This is a genomic window from Geobacter grbiciae (assembly GCF_018531165.1).
In the GTDB taxonomy this organism is placed as follows: Bacteria; Desulfobacterota; Desulfuromonadia; order Geobacterales; family Geobacteraceae; genus Geobacter; species Geobacter metallireducens.
This window is the reverse complement of the sequence record NZ_JAHDIW010000004.1, coordinates 47,888-66,866: the sequence shown is the minus strand read 5'-3', so window position 1 is coordinate 66,866 and position 18,979 is coordinate 47,888. Positions and strand designations below refer to the sequence as shown.

Below are 18,979 nucleotides of genomic sequence, written 5' to 3'. Positions count from 1 at the left end.
TTTATTCTAATCTTCGTTTTGAAAGGTTGAGGGCCTCCTTGATTCTGTTTAGCGTTTCATAAGGTATTCTTGCGTTAACAAGTAGTTTTTTGTAATTGGCATCAACTTTATCGCTAATTAAAATTGTACCATCCTCATTGATTAATAATAAATTTGCATCAAATAGTCTATGCAAGTCTGCTCTCAACAATATGCCATTACCTAGAACTTCTTTACCTCGTTCCTTTGCTGGAATAATGTGAGCAGCTTCTAGCGCTTCTTGAGTTTTTTCACCAGTTATTACGCAGCATTCGTCAATAAGTAACAGTGCGCTTCTGAACTGTTCTTGCTGCCTTTGAATTTTAGAGACATAACTCCTGTTTTTGTCACCGGTCAAGTTGTTATTAATTAGCGTTACCGCAACTTGTCCGTTATGACTAGCGTCATTTGAATCAAACCAGTTTGCTGTACCAGTCTTTGCTGTTGTATCGATTCTGATTATCGACTTTCCCCAACAGGCGTCATCAGTAGGTATATGGTTATTTATTTTACTGTTGTATACGATGCATATTTCAAATATTCCGTTCCCTATTAATTTCATTTCGGATGAAGTTTTGTATCTTACCCACCTTTTACGATTCGGCCACCATTCAATAGTTGATTCTATTGAAGGCAGGCGGTTTAGTTCATTCAGGTCGAGTTCGATGTATTCATCTGCGTAGTCCCACGAAATTTGGATTCCATTCTTAATCATAGACATAACCCCCTTAATGGATTTTAGTTCGTACAGCTTTAATGATTTTGCAAATATGGACGATTCAGGTCTGTGTGTTATTCAAGCATTGCCTAAGCACCTCCACCAACCTCACCATAGCCAACGTATCCTGCCGACAATACGCCAACAGCGATGTCCGCAATTCAGCTAATTCCTCCGGCCTATCAACCAGCGCACACATTTCATGATACGCCTCCATGGCCTCACCGCCATCGGCGATTACCATCCCCTCGTAACTCATCCCCTTGACGAAGGCCGGCAATACCTGCTTGATGGAATGGGACCCCCGCTGTTTCCAGGAATAGATCATCCTTTGCCGGAAGGGATCGATGAGATCGACGACATTCTCGATAATCGCCTGGATCTTCTTTCTGTATTTGGGAAAATGCTCTGCAAGTTCCTTGAGCCTGCCGATCTCGAAGGACTTGTTGTAGGCGAGGATGCAGGCACCCTCCGGGATGTCGGCCAGGAGCCTTTCGACGAATTCCTTCCGCGGGTCGGTGGCCGGCGCCGCCAGAAACTCACAATGATACAGCTTGCCGTTTCGCTTCTTCTGATAGTGGAGCGAATACTGGAACGGCACCTGCTGATAGGGCCGCAGCCCGTCGTAGGGAGGGATAGGGGATTGGAAGGTTTCAAAGTCGAGGAAGCAGAGGGGGTACCAGAGCTGGTCCAGAAACTCCTGCAGCCTCTCCCTGTCTACGATGACTTTTTTCTTGGCGGCCGTCTCGGCCTGCTGACGTTGCTTCCCATTCAGGAGGTCCAGCGGAACGTCTTTCAAGGCGATCATGCCGTTGCGGTAGAGTTTGAACTTGTCCACTCCTTTGCCCCGCAGATCAAATACCGACTCCTCCGGGACGTGCTGCCAGCAGTGCCCGCTGAAATCGCAGTCGTAGGGGGTTGAGCAGTGGGGGCCGATGTCGATCTTCGGCGGCTTCTTCCCGCCAAGCATCTTCCGCTGGGCGGCAATCTCCCTGGCAATCCCCGCCTGCAGCGCCTTTGCTTCCTTCGTTACGTCAACAACGGTGAAGAGCTGGGCAAGATCCAGCTCTCCTCTGCGCTGATAGTCACTGTTGAGGTGCGCAACGAAGACCTTGGTGACCGGTATGCCGGCGCCGCTCAGGACAAAATACTGGAGGGCGGCATCGTGCTCATAGACCTCCTTCAGCGCGGTGCCCGACTTCACTTCGTAGATCTGCCACCCCTTGGCAACCTTGCGGAGGATGTCCACCTTGACGATGATGCCGTCGTGCTCGAATGACGCCTCACAGATGACCTTCTTGCCGAACGCCATGGCATCGGAGGTCTGCTTGAGCTGGGTCGCGAAGTCGCCTTTCACATAGGGGATCAGCACGCCGCCGGGGAAAAGGTCACGGGCCAGGTCGCCGACCTGATTGCCGGCGGCGAAACGCGTCTCGGCATTAGCGGTCAGCTCGTCCTTCAATGTGGGGCAGTGCTTTTCAAGATAGAGGGCCTTGTGGCATTGCAGGCCACGGATGTAGAGGGATTTGCTGAGGGAATGGATTGAGCGAGGGGGCATCGGATGCTTCCTTCCTGCCGCTGTCAACATACGTTCCTCATCGGCATGGGGATGGTTTTCTTTAATGGGGTTTTCCTGAAGCGGCCCCTGTGATAAATGTACACTACAAGCGCGACAGGTTTTGTCGCAGCAGAGGGATATCTTCCGACCACGTAGAGACATCACATGGACAAGTTGCACCGACAATGGCTCATGCTCACCCAGATACCACCCGCGCCGCGCAAGATCGACTGCGCCACCATGGAAGAGATCCTGCGGGAAGCAGGCTACCAAGTAAGCCGGCGCACCATCCAGCGGGACCTGATGAAGCTTGCCGCGTCGGAAGTCTTCCCTCTGATCTATGACGACAGTTCCACCCCCTACGGCTGGTCGTGGGCCAAGGACGGGGCGCTTTTCAACATCCCCTCCATGGGACCCCACACGGCGCTCACCTTGCTCCTGGCGGACCGGTATCTCGCCGGTATGCTCCCGCCATCGACCCGGGCATCGTTGCAGCCCTATATTGAAAATGCCGGGAAGGTGCTCGATAAACTGAGCGGAACCGACCTGCGCACCTGGCCGAAGAAGGTGCGCGTTGCCCCCCGGAACTTCCCGTTGCAGCCGCCGGAATTCAAGACAGAAGTGCTGGAGGCGGTCTTTGAGGCGGTACTCAGGGAGCAAAAGCTGGCCCTGCGCTATCGTCGAAGGAATGAAACCATGGCCCGGGAATATGGGGAGATAAATCCCTTGGGACTGGTTTTTGTCGACACCCTGATCTATCTGGTCGGCACCGTGGGGAGCCACGACACCCCGCTCCAGTTCCTGCTGCACCGGATGGAAGAGGCGACGATCCTCCCCCAGGGTGCGGTCATCCCGGCAGGGTTCACCTTGAAGGGGTATCTGGATAAAGGGGAGTTCAGCTACCCGACCGGCGAGGGGATCATCCGGCTCAAGGCGCTGTTCGTCAAGGAGGAAGCGGCGTACCTCTTTGAGACCCGGTTTCCGGGCGAACTGAAGCTGGAAGAAACGGAGGAGGGAATGGTTCTCCTGGAGGCGGAGGTTGAGGACAGCTACCACCTACGGCGATGGCTGATGGGATTCGGGGCTGGCGTTGAGGTGCTGGAGCCGGAGGTGTTGCGGGATGACTTCCGGGAGATGGCAAAACAGTTGCGCCGGATTTACAACCGGCGGTAAAGGCACGTTCCCTTCGTTAGGGGCAGATGATGCTTCCGACTCACATAAAGAAAAGCGGGTACCCCTTACGGAGTGCCCGCTTTTCTTTTATATGGGAATCAGCACAGACTTTGTTACCCCATGACGATGAGAAGATCCTCCTTCTCCACCTTGTCCCCTTCCTTGAACTTCACCTCGGCGACGGTGCCGTCTTCCTTGGCCTTGATGTTGGTCTCCATCTTCATGGCCTCGGTGACCATGAGGACATCGCCAGCCTTGACCTCGTCGCCGGCTTTGACGTTGAGCTTCAGAACCTTGCCCGGCATGGGCGCCCCCACGTGCTTGGCGTTCCCCTTGTCGGCCTTCTCGCGCACCGACTCGTCGGTCTGGACTGAGTAGTCGCGGACCACCACGCTCCGGGCGTTGCCGTTGAGCTCGAAGAAGATGTGCCGGGTGCCGTCGGGATGCACTTTGCCGATGGCGTTCAGCTTGATGATGAGGGTCTTGCCCGCCTCGATCTCGATGGAGGTCTCCTGCCCCGGCTCCAGGCCGTAGAAGAAGATGGGGGTCGGGATGACCGAGGTATCGGAGAACTCATGGCGGTGCTTGTGGAACTCCGGGTAGACATGGGGATACATGATGTAGCTCATGAGCGCCTTGTCGTCCACCGAGTGCCCCACCTTCTCCTCCACCTTGTCCCGCTCCTCGTCGAAATTGGCCGGCTCCAGGAGTTCGCCGGGGCGGCAGGTAATGGGTTCATCCCCCTTCAGAACGATCTTCTGGAGTTCCTGGGGCCACCCCTGGTAGGGCTGACCGAGCATCCCCTTGAACATGCCAACAACCGACTCGGGGAAGGCAAGCTCGCTCCCCTGGGTGAAGACATCCTGCACGTCCAGGTTGTTCTTCACGAGGAACATGGCCATATCCCCCACCACTTTGGATGACGGCGTAACCTTCACGATGTCGCCGAAGAGGAGGTTCACCTTGTGGTACATCTCCTTGCACTCCTCCCAGCGGTCCAGGAGGCCGAGGCCGGCCACCTGGGGCTTGTAGTTGGAGTACTGGCCACCGGGGATCTCGTGGTGGTAGACCTCGGCGGTGCCGTTCTTGAGACCCGACTCGAAGGGGGCGTAGTAATCGCGCACCGTCTCCCAGTAGTTGGCCAGCTTCTGGAGCCCGTCCTCATCCAACTGGGTGTCCCATTCGGTCCCCTTCAGGGCCGCCACAAGGGCGTTCAGGTTTGGCTGGGCCGTGAGCCCCGACAGGGACGACAGGGCCGCGTCGACGATGTCGACCCCTGCCTGGCAGGCCATCAGCAGCGTGGCGCTCCCGTTGGAGGAGGTGTCGTGGGTATGGAGGTGGACCGGGATGCCGATGTTCTCCTTGAGGGCCTTCACCAGCTGATAGGCGGCGAAGGGCTTCAGGAGGCCGGCCATGTCCTTGATGGCAAGGATGTGGGCGCCCATCCGCTCCAGCTCCTTGGCCATGTTCACGTAGTATTCCAGCGGGTACTTGGTCCTGGTGGGGTCGGTGATGTCGCCGGTGTAGCAGATGGCCGCCTCGCAGATCTTGCCGCTCTTGCGGACCGCCTCCATGGCCACGGCCATCCCCTTGGTCCAGTTGAGGGAGTCGAAGACCCGGAAGATGTCGATGCCGGAAGAGGCCGCCTCCTCCACGAAGCGCTGCACCACGTTGTCCGGGTAGTTGGTGTACCCCACGGCGTTGGAGCCGCGCAGGAGCATCTGGAAGAGGATGTTGGGAATCGCCTCGGAGAGCTTGTGGAGCCGCTGCCACGGGTCTTCCTTCAGGAAGCGCATGGAGACGTCGAAGGTGGCGCCCCCCCAGCACTCGATGGAGAAAAGCCCGGCACCGAGATAGGAAGTGGGCTCGGCGATCTTCAGAAGATCATAGGTGCGGACCCGGGTGGCCAGGTTGGACTGGTGGGCGTCGCGCATGGTGGTATCGGTGAGGAGGAGCTGCTTCTGCTCCAGAATCCTCTTGGAAAGCCCTTCGGCCCCGAGCGTCATCAAGAGGTCGCGGCTCCCGGTGGGGCGGGGTTGGGTGAGATCCACCTCGGGCACATGGGCCTCTAAAAGCTCCGCCGATTTAAGGGGCTTCACGATCCCCGGCGAACCGTTGACGATGACGTCGCCGAGGAAGCTGAGAACCTTGGTTGCCCGGTCCTTCTTCTCGATAATCTGCAGCAGTTCCGGGTGTTTCTCGATGAAGGAGGTGTCGCATTTGCCGTCCAGGAAGACCGGGTGAGTGATGACGTTCTCCAGGAAGCCGATGTTGGTCTTGACCCCCCGGACCCGGAATTCCTGGAGCGAGCGGTTCATGATGTGGGCTGCTTCGTCGAAGGTGAGCCCCCAGGAGGTGACCTTCACGAGGAGCGAGTCATAGTGGGGAGTGATCACCGAACCGGTAAAGGCGTTGCCGGCGTCGAGCCGCACCCCAAAACCCGCCGAGGAGCGATAGGTGGCGATGGTGCCGAAGTCCGGGGCGAAGTTGTTGTTCGGGTCCTCGGTGGTGATCCGGCACTGGATGGCGTACCCCCGCATGGCGATGGCTTCCTGATTGGGGATGTTGATGGGGGCATCGGAGAGTTTTTTCCCCTCGGCCACGAGGATCTGGGCCTGGACCAGGTTGCGGCCGGTGATCATTTCGGTCACCGTGTGCTCCACCTGGATACGGGGGTTCATCTCGATGAAGAAGAAGTTCCCCTCCCGGTCCAGGAGGAACTCGACAGTACCGGCGTTGCGGTATCCCACCTGGCCGGCGATCTTGAGGGCCGCGGCGCAGATCGCCTCGCGGGTCTCCTGGCTCAGGCAGAGGGCCGGGGCGAATTCCACCACCTTCTGGTGGCGGCGCTGGATGGAGCAGTCCCGCTCGAAGAAGTGGACCAGGTTGCCGTGCATGTCGCCCAGGACCTGCACCTCGATATGCTTCGGATTCTCAATGTAGCGCTCCAGGAAGACCGCCGGGTTGCCGAAGGCTGCCTTGGCCTCGCTGCGGGCCGCCACGAGCCCTTCGAGAAGCTCCTTCTTGGTCCGGGCCACCCGCATGCCGCGCCCGCCGCCACCGGCCGCCGCCTTGATGATGATGGGGTAGCCGTAGTTCTTGGCGAAGATGAGGGCCTCTTCCTCGTGCTCGATGGGGTCCTCGGTGCCGGGGACGGTGGTGACGCCGGCGGCCATGGCCACCTTGCGGGCCGACACCTTGTCCCCCAGGGCCCGCTGCATCTCGGCCGTGGGGCCGATGAAGGCGATCCCCGACGCTTCGCACTTCTCGGCGAACTCGGCGTTCTCCGAGAGGAAGCCGTAGCCGGGATGGATGGCGTCCACGTCATACTTCTTGGCGATGGCGATGATCTCATCGATACCAAGATAGGCGTCGATGGGATTCTTCCCCTTCCCCACCAGATATGCCTCGTCGGCCTTGTAACGGTGGAGCGACAGCTTATCCTCCTCCGAGTATATGGCAACGGTGCTGATCCCGAGTTCCGTACAGGCCCGGAAAATACGAATCGCAATCTCGCCGCGGTTGGCGGCCATTACCTTCCTGAACTTTCTCCTCTCCATCCGGTCCTCCCCAGTGTTTTTACGTAAAATAAAACATCTACAAGCAAGGTAAAACTTTATTCAAACTAAAATTATTTCGTTATTTTGAATAGTTATGCGCACATTTATAGTTCCTGCATAAAAACAAATCGAACAATTGTTGTCAAGAATAAACTTTTGTTTTACCTGGTTGCAAAACCGCCTGAAGACAGTAAAATTTACCCTTAACAACCCCGTCAAGGGGTGGTACGATCTATCGTGCTTTCATTTCAGCCAAGGAGATAACACCGCATGAACGTATTCAAAACAGCCCGCAGACAGATCATCGCCCTCTCGGCGATCGCCCTTCTTGCCGGCACTGCCGGGGCGAACGCTGCCCCCGCAGCCAAGGCGGACGCGAAGGCGGGTGAGGCCCCGTCTGCCACGACAGCGGTTGCCCGGGTGAACGGCGTCGACATCACCAGAGCCGAACTGGAGCGGGCGAAGAAGATCATCCTCTCCCGGAACCAGATGGCGAGTGCCGCCATGAACGACGAGATGTCGAAGAAGGTTGAGGAAGCGGCCCTCAACCAGCTCATCGCCAAGGAACTCCTCTTCCAGGCCGGCAAGAAGCAGGAGATCAAGGATCTGGACAAGAAGATCCAGGAAAAGGTGGCCGAGCACAAGGCCCGCTTCAAGTCCCAGGCCGACTACGAGAAGGCCCTGAAGGAGATGAACATGACCGAGAAGGAGGTCGAGACCTTCACCAGGGAAGACATTGTCATCGGCAACCTGATTGAGACGAAGATCGTCGCCAACACCAAGATCACGGACGACGAGGCGAAGAAATTCTACAACGACAACAAGGACAAGTTCCGCCGGGAGGAAGCGGTCCGCGCCAGCCACATCCTCGTGAGTGCGGATCAGAAGGCATCTCCGGAAGAGAAGAAAAAGGCCAAGGAGAAGGCAGAGGCCCTGCTCAAGCAACTGAAGGGTGGCGCCGATTTTGCCGAACTGGCCAAGAAGGAATCCTCCTGCCCCAGTTCCGCCCAGGGTGGTGATCTGGGCTTCTTCGGCAAGGGGCAGATGGTTCCCGAGTTCGAGAAGACCGCCTTCAACCTCAAGCCGGGCGAGGTGAGCGACGTGGTGGAGACCCAGTTCGGCTACCACATCATCAAGCTGGCCGAGAAGAAGGATGCTGAAACCGTCCCCTTCGAGGAGGCCAAGGAGCGGATCGTCCAGTTCCTCACCCAGCAGAAGGTGCAGGCCGGGATTGGCGAGTACGTGGATGAGCTGAGGAAGAAGGGGAAGGTCGAGATCCTCTCCAAGTAACCGCAACTCTTCCCAGAAAACAGAAAAGGCCGCGCCGGACGATCCGGACGCGGCCTTTTCCTTTCCGCCCTCGACAGCTTACCCGTTCCTGTCTCCCATCTTTTCCAGGAACATCTTGATGAGGTCGATCGGTATCGGGAAGATGGTGGTGGAATTCTTTTCCGCCGCGATCTCGGTCAGGGTCTGGAGGTAGCGCAGCTGCAGCGACGTGGGTTCGGCGGCCAGAACCTTCGCCGCCTGGGCCAGTTTCTCCGACGCCTGGAATTCGCCGTCGGCATGGATGACCTTGGCGCGCCGCTCCCGCTCCGCCTCGGCCTGCTTGGCAATGGCCCGGAGCATCTCCTGCGGGAGGTCGATGTTCTTCACCTCCACGGCGGTCACCTTCACCCCCCATGGCCCCGTGTGCCGGTCGAGGATCTCCTGGAGCTCCTTGTTGATTTTCTCCCGGTTTGCCAGAAGCTCATCCAGCTCCACCTGCCCCAGAACGCTCCGCAGGGTGGTCTGGGCCAGCTGGCTCGTGGCGTAGAGGTAGTTCTCCACCTCCACGATGGCCTTCTGGGGCTCCATGACCCGAAAATAGATGACCGCCGACACCTTCACCGTCACGTTGTCGTGGGTGATGACATCCTGGGGGGGGACATCCAGGGCCACGATCCGCAGCGACACCCTCACCAGCTTGTCAATCCCCGGAATGATGAAGAAGAGCCCCGGACCCCGAACGCCCGCAAGGCGCCCGAGCCGGAAGAGAACCCCCCGCTCGTACTCGGGAAGGACCCGGATGGCACTGGCTGCGAACATGATCAGCAGGATGAGGATGAATACCACCGGCACGTAGTTGAAGATGTCGAACATGGAAGCCTCCTGTTGAGGCCGGGACCCGGGACCGGGGACCGGCAAAAATCGAAATCAAGATCAAGGGACGGAATTACGCAATAATGACAGCATCACATGGCAGTCCTTGCCTAAAGGCCTTTCCCGGTCCCCGATCACCGGTCCCCGGTCTTTCTGACCTTAACCCGCATCCCCTCAACCGCCACTACCGTCACCCTGTCCCCCTCGGCAAGGGGCTCGTCGCTCCAGGCGTCCCAGTACTCGCCGTGGATGAAGACCCTCCCCTCGGGAGAGATGGCGGAAAGGGCCTTGCCGCTCTCCCCCAGGAGCCCCTCGCCGCCGGTAGTGGGCTTGCGGCGGTGGACCCTGACCGCCATGGTGACGGCAAAGACGGAAAAGGCGGAGACGGCGATCACCGTGATGGCGATAACCTGCCACGACACCCGTAGGTACGGCTCCGGCGATTCGAACAGCAACAGCGACCCGAGTACCATGGCGATGACCCCTCCGACCGTCAGCATTCCGTGGGAAACGATCTTGATCTCGGCGATGAACAGGATGAGCGCGAGGAGGATGAGGAGCACGCCGGCGTAGTTCACCGGCAGAGTCTGAAAGGCAAAGAAGGCGAGGATAAGGGAGATGCCGCCGATCACCCCGGGAAGGATCACCCCCGGATTGGAGAGCTCAAAAAAGATCCCGAGGAACCCGAGCATCATCAGGATGTAGGCGACGTTGGGATTGCCGATGACATCGAGGATCTGCTCCCTCGCTGTCATCGGCTCCTCCCGGACAACGGCGCCGGCAAGCCCGAGGACCACGTCTCCGCCGGGGCGGGCCACCCGGCGCCCCTCCAGTTGGGCCAGGAGCGAGGCCCGGTCGGCGGCGATCAGATCTACCACTTTCTGTTCAAGGGCCTTCTCAGCGGAGAGCGACAGGCTCTCCCGCACCATCTGCCGCGCCACGGCGGCGTTTCTCCCCCGCCGGTTCGCGAGCCCCTCGGCGTAGGCCTCGGCATCGTTCACCACCTTCTCTTCCATGACCTTGTCCTGCTTCTCGCCGATGGAAACGGGATGGGCCGCGCCGATAGTGGTTCCGGGCGCCATGGCGCAGATGTCGGCCGCCAGGCAAATGATGGCGCCGGCCGATGCGGCCCGCGCCCCCGACGGGGCCACGTGGACCGCCACCGGCACCGGGCTCGCGAGGATATCCTTCACGATCTCCCGCATGGCAGTATCGAGGCCGCCGGGGGTGTCCATTTCGATGATGACGAGGCGGTCTCCCCTGCGGGCGGCGTCGGCGAGGTTCCGCTTGAGAAACGAAGCGGTAACGGGATTAATGGCCGAGCGGACGCCCAGCACCCGCACCGTTGCCGAATCGGCAGGGAGGGCGACGGCTGGCAGCAGACAGCACAAGAGGATACAGAGCACAATTATCCGATGCATACGCTCACAGTATACCCGGAGTGGCGCGGCAGTCAACGTGACGGGAGGCTTGCCAAGGGCGACCCATTGGTGCTATGTATCAAACCTGCTCACGGGAGGCACCAATGAAAGAACGGACCCGCATCCTCCTCATCGATGACGAAGAATCGGGGCGCGAAGCTCTCACCCTCATCCTCAGGAATGCCGGCCACCACGTCACTGGGGCGGCATCGGGGCGGGAAGCGGCCCAGCACCTTGCTCGGGACAAGTTCGACATCATCATTACCGACCTCTTCCTTCCCGACACCAACGGCATCGACATCCTCAAAGACGTCAAGAACGATTCCCCCCTCACCGAGGTGATCCTCATCACCGGCCACGCCTCCGCCGAAACCGCCGTGCGGGCCATGAAGGAGGGGGCCTACGACTACATCACCAAGCCCCTCAACGTCGACGAACTCAGGATCATCATCGCCAAGGCCGTTGAGAAGCACCAGCTCCTCTCCGAAAACGTCTACCTCAGGAAACAACTCCGGGACAAATTCGAGTTCGCCAACATCATCGGCGCCTCGCCGTCCATGCAGCAGGTCTTCGCCCTCATGAAGCGGATCGTCAAGACCGACTCCACGGTCCTCATCGCCGGCGAGTCGGGGACCGGCAAGGAGATCGTGGCCAAGGCGATCCACTTCAACGGCTCCCGGCGCGACCGCCCCTTCATCGCCGTCCACTGCGGCGCCATACCGGAGAATCTCCTGGAGTCGGAACTGTTCGGCTACGTGAAGGGGGCTTTCACCGGCGCGGTGAGGGACAAGATCGGCAAGTTTGAGGCGGCCAACGGCGGCACCATCTTCCTGGACGAGATCGGGACCATGCCGCTGCAGCTCCAGACAAAACTCCTGCGGGTCCTGCAGGAACAGGAGGTGGAGCGGGTCGGCTCCACCCGTCCCATAAAGATCGATGTGCGGATCATCTCGGCCACCAACCTGGACCTGGCCGAGGAAGTGAAGAAGGGGACCTTCCGCGAAGACCTCTACTACCGGCTCAACGTCATCCCCCTTGGCCTGCCGCCACTCCGGGACCGGGTCGAGGACATCCTCCCCCTGGCGAAGCACTTTCTCGCCAAGTACTGCAAAGAGATGCAGCGCCGCCGGATGACCCTCGCCACGGAAGCGGTGGAGGCCCTTGAAGGGTATCGATGGGGAGGGAACGTGCGGGAACTGGAGAACGTCATGGAGCGGGTCGTGGCCCTCACCGAGGCAGACACCATCACCCTCCACGACCTCCCCCCCAACATCCGCGAGGAATCCCTCACCCGGGTCACCGAACGGGGTGTCGACCTCGTGAAAGTGATCGCCGAAATCGAGCGGAGCATGATCACCGACGCCCTGGCCCTCACCGACGGTGTCAAGGCCCGGGCCGCGGCGCTTCTGAACCTGAACCGGACCACCCTGGTGGAGAAGATGCGCCGGCTCGGCATGCCGCTGTAACGTTTACGGACCTCTCCTTTCCCGTCAGAAAAAATTCACACAGTTTTCCATTAATCTCTTTCCGCATTCCTGCTCCGCTGGAAACCGTCCGAAACCGAAAAGCCGTGCTGCCGCCCCCGAAGATTCGGAAGCGACAGCACGGCCCTGGATAACCATACTTTTGAAGCGGAAACTTACTCTTGCCCGAGAGCGCCGCCCCCCAACACTTTGTAGAGGGTCGCCACGTTAAGGAGGCGGACCAGGCGGACGCCGATCAGGTTCTGCTGGGCTCCGTAGAGGGCCCGCTGGGAATCGAGCACTTGGAGGTAGCTGTCGACTCCTTTTTCGTACCGTGCCTGGGAGAGGCGGTAGCTCTCGGAGGTGGCGTCGGTGAGGGACTGCTGGGCCGAGAGCTGATCGTCGATGGTTCCCCGCTGGGCCAGGGCGTCGGCCACTTCCCGGAAGGCAGTCTGGATCGCCTTCTCGTACTGGGCCACGGCGATGTCGCGGTCAACCTTCGCCACTTTGAGGGTGGCCTGGTTCGCTCCGGCGGTGAAGATCGGCAGCGTTATCCGCGGCGCAAAGTTCCAGGTGAAGGAATTCCCGGAGAAGAGCCCCGTCAACTCGTCGCTCCCGAAACCGACGCTTGAAAGCAGGGTAATGCGGGGGAAGAAGTTGGCCCGGGCCGCGCCGATGTTGGCGTTGGCCCCCTTTAGGAGGTTCTCGGCCTGGAGGATGTCAGGACGGCGCAGCAGCACGTCGGATGGCAGCCCCGGCGCCACATCCTTCATGGCGGAAAGGTTCTCGGTGAGGGCCGCGGGGAGGAGCGCCGTCGACACCGGCGATCCCACCACGAGATTGAGGGCATTTACGTCTTGGGCTATCAGCGTCGTGTAGCGGGCTATGTCCACTCGGGCCGACTCCACGCTGGTCCGCGCCTGGTTGAGATCGAGGGACGAGGAGACACCGGCCTCGAAGCGACTCTTGGTGAGGTTGTAGGAGGACTGCTGGCTCGCCAGCGTATCCTGAGCCAGCTTCAGCCGTTCCCGGTCGGCGGCCAGGGTCAGGTAGTTGGAGGCCACCTCGGCCACCAGGCTGATCTGCACACTGCGGCGGGCCTGTTCCGTGGCCAGGTACTGCTCCAGCGCCTGGTCCTTGAGGCTCCGCACCCGACCGAAGAGATCCAGCTCATAGGAACTGACCCCAAGACCGACGCTGTACTGGTCGACGGTGCGGGCCTGGCCGGTAGCAGAGAGATCCTGTGGGATTCTCTGGACGCTGCCATCGGCGGTGGCGTCCACCTTCGGAAAGAGATCAGAGCGTTGAATCTGGTACTGCGCCCGGGAGCGCTCGATATTGAGAGCGGCAACCCGCAGGTCCCGGTTGTTCTCCAGGGCCAGGGCAATCAGCTTCCGCAGCTTTTCGTCCACGAAGAACTCCTGCCAGGGGATGTCGGCCACCGGCTTCCCGGACCTGGCACCAGTCTCCTTGTACGCCGGGCCTTCCGGCCATGCGGCCGAAACGGGTGCGGCGGGACGCTCATATTTGGGGGCCATGGTGGTGCAGCCGGCCAGGGTCAAAGTCATAATTGAAACACAGAGCAACTGAGCAACAGAGAAAGGCTTCGACGTGGAACCGCTCGAACTCGGCGACCGCTGTTGGGTATGGAGGTAAAATTGTGCCGCAGGATCCAATTTCCCCTCCATTGCTCCGTTGCTCCGTGTTATTTCGAATTTTCCCATATTCAATTCACCTCCGATGCTGCTTCAGCGGCCGGCTGTACGGAAGGCTGCTTTTTTCTGGCAAAGGCTTTCGACACCATCACAAAGAAGAACGGAATGAAGATCAGGTCGATGAAGGTGGCCGAGAGGAGCCCCCCGGTCACGGCGGTGCCGATGGCGTTCTGGGCCGCGGCCCCGGCCCCCTTGGTGAGTGCCAGCGGCAGGGTGCCGAAGAAGAAGGCCAGCGAGGTCATGATGACCGGCCGCAGCCGGATCTTCACCGCCGCCAGAGTCGCCTCCACCAGTTCATGCCCCTGGTGCATCTGCTCCTTGATGAACTGAATGATCAGGATGGCGTTCTTGGTCGACAGGCCCACGGTGGTCAGGAGACCGATCTGGAGGTAGACGTCGTTGGGGAGCATCCGCAGCTTCACCGCGGTAACCGCCCCCACCAGGCCGAGGGGAAGCATCAGCAGGTTGACGAAGGGAATGGTCCAGCTCTCGTAGAGGGCCGCCACGGAGAGGAACACCACCAGGAGCGAGATGGCGTAGAGGGCCGGGGCCTGCTTGCCGGCCTGTTTTTCCTCGTAGGAGAGTCCGGTCCACTCGTAACCGATCCCCGGCGGAAGCTGGGCCGCCATCTTCTCCATCTCGACCATGGCCTCGCCGGTGCTCACCCCGGGCGCCGCCTGCCCCATGATCTCCACGGACGGAATGCCGTTGTAACGCTCCAGGCGCGGCGAGCCGTACTTCCAGTGGGCGGTGGCGAACGCCGAGAACGGCACCATCTCGCCGTTCCTGTTGCTCACGTACCAGCTGTTGATATCCTCCGGCAGCATGCGGGACCTGGGTTCAGCCTGGAGATAGACCTTCTTCACCCGGCCGTTCTCGATGAAGTCGTTGACGTAGGAGCTTCCCCAGGCCGTGGCCAGTACGCTGTTGACATCGGCCAGGTTGACCCCCAGGGCCCCGGCCCGCACGTCGTCGATGTCGAGCTTGAACTGGGGCGAATCATCCTGCCCGTTGGGGCGCACCGCGATCAGCTTGGGGTTCTTCATGGCCATGCCGAGGAGCTGGTTGCGGGCCTCCATCAGCTTCTCATGGCCAAGGCCGGCACGGTCCTGCAACTGGAAGTCGAAGCCGTTGGCCTGGCCCAGCTCCACCACCGCCGGCGGTGAAAAGGCAAAGGCGAGGCCGTCGCGGATCTGCGAGAAAGCCTTCATGGCCCGTCCGGCAACGGCCGGCGCCTTCATGTCGGGGGTCGGACGCAGCTTCCAGTCCTTGAGCCTGACAAAGGCAAGCCCCATGTTCTGGCCCCGGCCGGCAAAGCTGAAGCCGGCAACGGTGATGATCGTCTCCACCGACTTCTTCTCCTTCTCCAGGAAGTGGTGTTCAAGCTGCTCGAGCACCGTGATGGTCCGCTCCTGGGCAGCCCCTGCAGGGAGCTGAACCTGGCAGACGATGAACCCCTGGTCCTCGTCGGGGAGGAATGCGGTGGGAAGGCGCAGGAAGAAGAACGCCATGGCCGCCACGATGACCCCGTAAATCACCAGGTAGCGCACCGGCCTGCCGAATGAACGGCCGACGATCCCTTCATATTTGCCTCTACCCCAGTTGAAGCATTTGTTGAACCAGCGGAAGAATCCGCAGAACCAGCCGGTCTCGCACGCCTCATGCCCCTTCTCCACCGGCTTGAGCAGGGTGGAGCAGAGGGCCGGCGTCAGAATCTGGGCCGTCATCACCGAGAGGATCATGGCGGAGATAATGGTAATCGAGAACTGGCGATAGATGACGCCGGTGGAACCGCCGAAGAAGGCCATCGGCAGAAAGACCGCCGTCAGTACAGTGGCGATCCCCCAGAGAGCGCTGGTGATCTGCCCCATGGATTTGACGGTGGCGTCGTGGGGCGAAAGCCCCTCCTCGGACATGATCCGCTCCACGTTCTCGACAACGACTATGGCGTCGTCCACCAGGAGGCCGATAACGATGACCAGGGCGAACATGGTCAGGGTATTGATGGAGAAGCCGGCGGCCGACAACGCCCCCATGGTGCCGAGCAGGACGACCGGAACGGCGATGGTGGGGATCAGGGTGGCCCGGATGTTCTGCAGGAAGAGGAACATGATGATGAAGACGAGGAAGACCGCCTCTATCAGGGTCTGGACCACCTCTTCAATGGAGATCTTGACGAAGGGGGTGGTGTCATAGGGGTAGACCAACTGCATGCCGGCGGGGAAGTATTTCGACAGTTCCGCCATCTTCGCCTTGACCCGGTCGGCGGTATCCAGGGCGTTGGCACCGGCGGCCAGGCGCAGCGCCATCCCCCCCATCGGTTTTCCCTTGAAACGGGCTTCGATATCGTAGTTCTCGGTGCCGATCTTACACTCGGCCACATCCTTCAGCTTCACCGTGGAACCGTCGGGGTTGGCCCTCAGGATGATGGCGTTGAATTGCTCCGGGGTCTGGAGGAGGGTGCGGGCCGTGATGGTGGCGTTCAACTGCTGTCCCGGGGGCGCCGGGTTCCCGCCGAACTGGCCGGCTGACACCTGGGCGTTCTGGGCCTGCACCGCAGCGATGACGTCGTTGGTGGTGAGGTGGTAGTTGTTGAGCTTGGCCGGGTTGAGCCAGATCCTCATGGCGTTCTGGGAGCCGAAGACCGTCACCTCGCCGACCCCTTCCGTCCTGCTGATGGTGTCCTGGACGTTGGCAACCAGATAGTCGGTCAGGGCCGGGCGGTCCATGGAGCCGTCCTCCGACACGACCCCGACGATCAGGAGGAAGTTCTTGGTGGACTTGACCACCTGAATCCCCTGCTTCTGGACGATCTGAGGGAGGAGCGGCGTGGCGAGCTGCAGCTTGTTCTGCACCTGCACCTGGGCGATGTTCGGGTCGGTGCCGGCCTTGAAGGTCAGGTTGATGGCCACGGCGCCGGCCGAGTCGCTGGAGGAGGACATGTAGATCAGGTTGTCGATCCCGTTCAGCTTCTGCTCGATCACCTGGGTTACCGTATCCTGCACCGTCTGGGCCGAGGCGCCGGGATACATGGCGTTGATGGTGATCTGGGGCGGTGCGATGGGAGGGTATTGGGAGACCGGCAGGGTCTTGATCGCCAGGAGGCCTGCCAGCATGACCATGATGGCGATTACCCAGGCAAAGATGGGTCGGTTTATGAAAAAGCGGGACATGGAAGAGCTCCTTGGAGTCGATTAAACTGTCCCCTCTCCCTGAGGGAGAGGGCTAGGGTGAGGGGGAAAGGACTCAAAGGCCTCCTCTATCCCCCTCATCCGGCCTTCGGCCACCTTCTCCCACGGGGAGAAGGAACTCTGTACTACTTCTCTTTGGGGGCTACCGCGGCCGGCTGCTGGGCTCCGCTTGGAGCCGTCTCCGGCTTTACCCCAAACGGCACCGCCTTGACCGGCGTGCCCGGCTTTGCCCTCTGAATCCCTTCCAGGATGACCCGATCACCGGCCTTGAGCCCGTCGCTCACCAGCCAGTTGTCCCCAACGGTCCGGGCGACCTTGATGACCCGTGACTCCACCTTGTTCTCGGCCCCCACCACCAGAGCCGTGGCATCGCCCTTCGGGTTACGGGTGACGCCCCGCTGGGGGACCAGGATCGCCTGCTCGCTGACACCATCCTCAACGATGGCCCGCACGAACATCCCCGGCAGGAGGATTTGCTTCGGGTTCGGGAAGACCGCCCGCAGGGTGATGGAACCGGTGCTCTGGTCAACGGTGACTTCCGAGAATTTCAGAGTTCCCGACAGCGGATAGGGGCTGCCGTCCTCCAGCAGAAGCTTGACCCGCGCCTGGGCGGCACCGTCGTGTTTCATCAGTCCGCTGGCCAGGTTCTGCTTCAGCTTCAACAGATCGGCGTTGGACTGGGTGACATCCACATACATGGAACTGAGCTGCTGGATGGTGGCCAGGGCCGTGGGCTGGTTGGCCGTCACCAGAGCCCCGTCGGTCACGGTGGAACGGCCGATCCGGCCGGAGATGGGGGCGGTCACCTTCGTGTAGCCCAGGTTGATGCGGGCCGTCTCAACCGCTGCCTTGGCAGAGGCGACGTCGGCCTCGGCCTGCTTGAGGGCGGCGTTGGCGTCGTCGTAGTCCTGCTGGCTCACGGCCTTGATCTTCACCAAATCACGGAAGCGCTCTTCCTTGAGGCGCGCCGGGATGAGATTGGCTTCCGTCCGGGCAAGGGTCGCCTTGGCGCTGGCAAAGGCCGCCTGATAAGTGGAGGGGTCAATCTGGTACAGGACCTGCCCCGCCTTCACGTCGGATCCCTCGGTGAAGAGGCGTTTCTGGATGATGCCGCTGACCTGGGGACGGACCTCGGCGATCAGGTGAGGCGAGGTGCGGCCCGGCAACTCAGTCGTCAGCTCCACCCGTTGGGGCTGAATCGTAACCACTCCCACTTCGGGGGGACCGCTGGGAGGAGGGGCGCCGTTGGTTTTCTTGCCGCACCCTCCCACCATCATCCCGATGGCAAGAAGCCCCGCAACGGTAATCAGTCGTGTTCTGTACATGGCTTGCATAGACACCTCTTCACGGTATTTGAATGAATATTCATTCTCAAACTGACTCACACTAGCGCCTGACTGCGTCCCAGCAGGCCTCAATGGTCCGGGCGATAAGGAGATCGTCCAGCACGATGAACCCGAGAATGTGGTCCCGAGCTACGGAAAGAAGCGGGCCGAATGCCAGGGCAAAGAGTATTGGCAAGGGAACATCCTTCAGGACCTGCTGGGCAATCCCCGTATCAAACAGTTCCCGGTAGACGTCGCACCCTTCCCGTTCCCCAAGGAGCCGGTCCCGACGGTATTCCAGGCCGTACGGAGAATTATGGAACTGCTCCAGGTACCGGAAATCGAGGGGGTTTTCGATGAAGTACCGCAGGAGTGCCGAACCGAGATGAATGAACCGTTCCCGAAATGCCTTAACCTCCACGTACCCCTCGGTGATGAACGGATAGATCCTTCCTTCCATATCCCGATAGAGTTCCCTGATCAGCACATCCTTGTTTTCGAAATAGCGATAGATCGTCCCGGCCCCTACTCCTGCCCGGTCGGCGATCATGGCCATGGGGGCTCCGTGGAAGCCGTGCTCGGCGATGAGCTCAAGGGCCGCACGGACTATCTCGTCGCGCTTTTCTACTTTCGACATGGCAGACCTCTTTGTCTACAACAACAGAATGAACGTTCATTCCATTTTTAATTAATCA

At 60.2% G+C, this 18,979-nt stretch carries 12 protein-coding genes; 3 read left to right on the top strand and 9 right to left on the bottom strand.

Annotation, left to right across the window (positions count from 1 at the left end):
* Position 1 precedes the first annotated feature (1 nt).
* Entirely contained in the window at positions 2–733 is a 732-nt protein-coding gene (locus KJB29_RS07585; protein ID WP_215734080.1) for an HNH endonuclease, read from the bottom strand.
* 64 nt (positions 734–797) lie between these two features.
* Positions 798–2,294, bottom strand: a complete 1,497-nt coding sequence (locus KJB29_RS07580; protein WP_215734079.1) for a DUF2779 domain-containing protein — start codon at positions 2,292–2,294, stop codon at positions 798–800.
* A 165-nt stretch (positions 2,295–2,459) separates the two neighbouring features.
* On the opposite strand from KJB29_RS07580, the gene KJB29_RS07575 reads away from it, so the two are divergent.
* Positions 2,460–3,467: a helix-turn-helix transcriptional regulator gene (locus KJB29_RS07575; protein WP_215734078.1), complete on the top strand. Its 1,008-nt coding sequence runs from the start codon at positions 2,460–2,462 to the stop codon at positions 3,465–3,467.
* 113 nt (positions 3,468–3,580) lie between these two features.
* On the opposite strand, the gene KJB29_RS07570 is transcribed toward KJB29_RS07575, so the two are convergent.
* Complete coding sequence (locus KJB29_RS07570) at positions 3,581–7,027, bottom strand: pyruvate carboxylase (RefSeq protein ID WP_215734077.1); 3,447 nt, start codon at positions 7,025–7,027, stop codon at positions 3,581–3,583.
* Positions 7,028–7,297: 270 nt separating this feature from the next.
* Here KJB29_RS07570 and KJB29_RS07565 point away from each other — a divergent pair, with 270 nt between their 5' ends.
* The gene (locus KJB29_RS07565) at positions 7,298–8,317 is read left to right on the top strand and encodes a peptidylprolyl isomerase (RefSeq protein ID WP_215734076.1); all 1,020 of its coding nucleotides are present in this window, start codon (positions 7,298–7,300) and stop codon (positions 8,315–8,317) included.
* Positions 8,318–8,395: 78 nt separating this feature from the next.
* Here the strand turns inward: KJB29_RS07565 and KJB29_RS07560 are convergent, their stop codons facing one another.
* Positions 8,396–9,169: a slipin family protein gene (locus KJB29_RS07560; RefSeq protein ID WP_215734075.1), complete on the bottom strand. Its 774-nt coding sequence runs from the start codon at positions 9,167–9,169 to the stop codon at positions 8,396–8,398.
* 134 nt (positions 9,170–9,303) lie between these two features.
* Complete coding sequence (locus tag KJB29_RS07555; protein ID WP_215734074.1) at positions 9,304–10,590, bottom strand: NfeD family protein; 1,287 nt, start codon at positions 10,588–10,590, stop codon at positions 9,304–9,306.
* A 104-nt stretch (positions 10,591–10,694) separates the two neighbouring features.
* Between KJB29_RS07555 and KJB29_RS07550 the strand changes: the two genes are divergently transcribed.
* A complete protein-coding gene (locus tag KJB29_RS07550; RefSeq protein WP_215734073.1) occupies positions 10,695–12,056 on the top strand; it encodes a sigma-54-dependent transcriptional regulator in 1,362 nt (453 codons plus the stop codon).
* Between the two features lie 173 nt (positions 12,057–12,229).
* On the opposite strand, the gene adeC is transcribed toward KJB29_RS07550, so the two are convergent.
* The 4 genes from adeC to KJB29_RS07530 form a co-directional block, all read right to left on the bottom strand.
* Positions 12,230–13,621, bottom strand: coding sequence for an AdeC/AdeK/OprM family multidrug efflux complex outer membrane factor (adeC, locus tag KJB29_RS07545; RefSeq protein WP_215734072.1), 1,392 nt, complete (start codon positions 13,619–13,621; stop codon positions 12,230–12,232).
* A gap of 158 nt (positions 13,622–13,779) precedes the next feature.
* Complete coding sequence (locus tag KJB29_RS07540; protein WP_215734071.1) at positions 13,780–16,941, bottom strand: efflux RND transporter permease subunit; 3,162 nt, start codon at positions 16,939–16,941, stop codon at positions 13,780–13,782.
* A gap of 143 nt (positions 16,942–17,084) precedes the next feature.
* Positions 17,085–18,293: an efflux RND transporter periplasmic adaptor subunit gene (locus KJB29_RS07535; RefSeq protein ID WP_215734070.1), complete on the bottom strand. Its 1,209-nt coding sequence runs from the start codon at positions 18,291–18,293 to the stop codon at positions 17,085–17,087.
* A 52-nt stretch (positions 18,294–18,345) separates the two neighbouring features.
* Entirely contained in the window at positions 18,346–18,921 is a 576-nt protein-coding gene (locus tag KJB29_RS07530; protein WP_215734069.1) for a TetR/AcrR family transcriptional regulator, read from the bottom strand.
* Positions 18,922–18,979: the final 58 nt, after the last annotated feature.

Coding starts and splice junctions, on each gene's coding strand:
- KJB29_RS07530 (WP_215734069.1), bottom strand. CDS start 18,921: ATGTCGAAAGTAGAAAAGCGCGACGAGATAGTCCGTGCGGCCCTTGAG.
- KJB29_RS07555 (WP_215734074.1), bottom strand. CDS start 10,590: ATGCATCGGATAATTGTGCTCTGTATCCTCTTGTGCTGTCTGCTGCCA.
- KJB29_RS07540 (WP_215734071.1), bottom strand. CDS start 16,941: ATGTCCCGCTTTTTCATAAACCGACCCATCTTTGCCTGGGTAATCGCC.
- KJB29_RS07535 (WP_215734070.1), bottom strand. CDS start 18,293: ATGCAAGCCATGTACAGAACACGACTGATTACCGTTGCGGGGCTTCTT.
- KJB29_RS07585 (WP_215734080.1), bottom strand. CDS start 733: ATGATTAAGAATGGAATCCAAATTTCGTGGGACTACGCAGATGAATAC.
- KJB29_RS07550 (WP_215734073.1), top strand. CDS start 10,695: ATGAAAGAACGGACCCGCATCCTCCTCATCGATGACGAAGAATCGGGG.
- KJB29_RS07575 (WP_215734078.1), top strand. CDS start 2,460: ATGGACAAGTTGCACCGACAATGGCTCATGCTCACCCAGATACCACCC.
- adeC (WP_215734072.1), bottom strand. CDS start 13,621: ATGACTTTGACCCTGGCCGGCTGCACCACCATGGCCCCCAAATATGAG.
- KJB29_RS07565 (WP_215734076.1), top strand. CDS start 7,298: ATGAACGTATTCAAAACAGCCCGCAGACAGATCATCGCCCTCTCGGCG.
- KJB29_RS07580 (WP_215734079.1), bottom strand. CDS start 2,294: ATGCCCCCTCGCTCAATCCATTCCCTCAGCAAATCCCTCTACATCCGT.
- KJB29_RS07570 (WP_215734077.1), bottom strand. CDS start 7,027: ATGGAGAGGAGAAAGTTCAGGAAGGTAATGGCCGCCAACCGCGGCGAG.
- KJB29_RS07560 (WP_215734075.1), bottom strand. CDS start 9,169: ATGTTCGACATCTTCAACTACGTGCCGGTGGTATTCATCCTCATCCTG.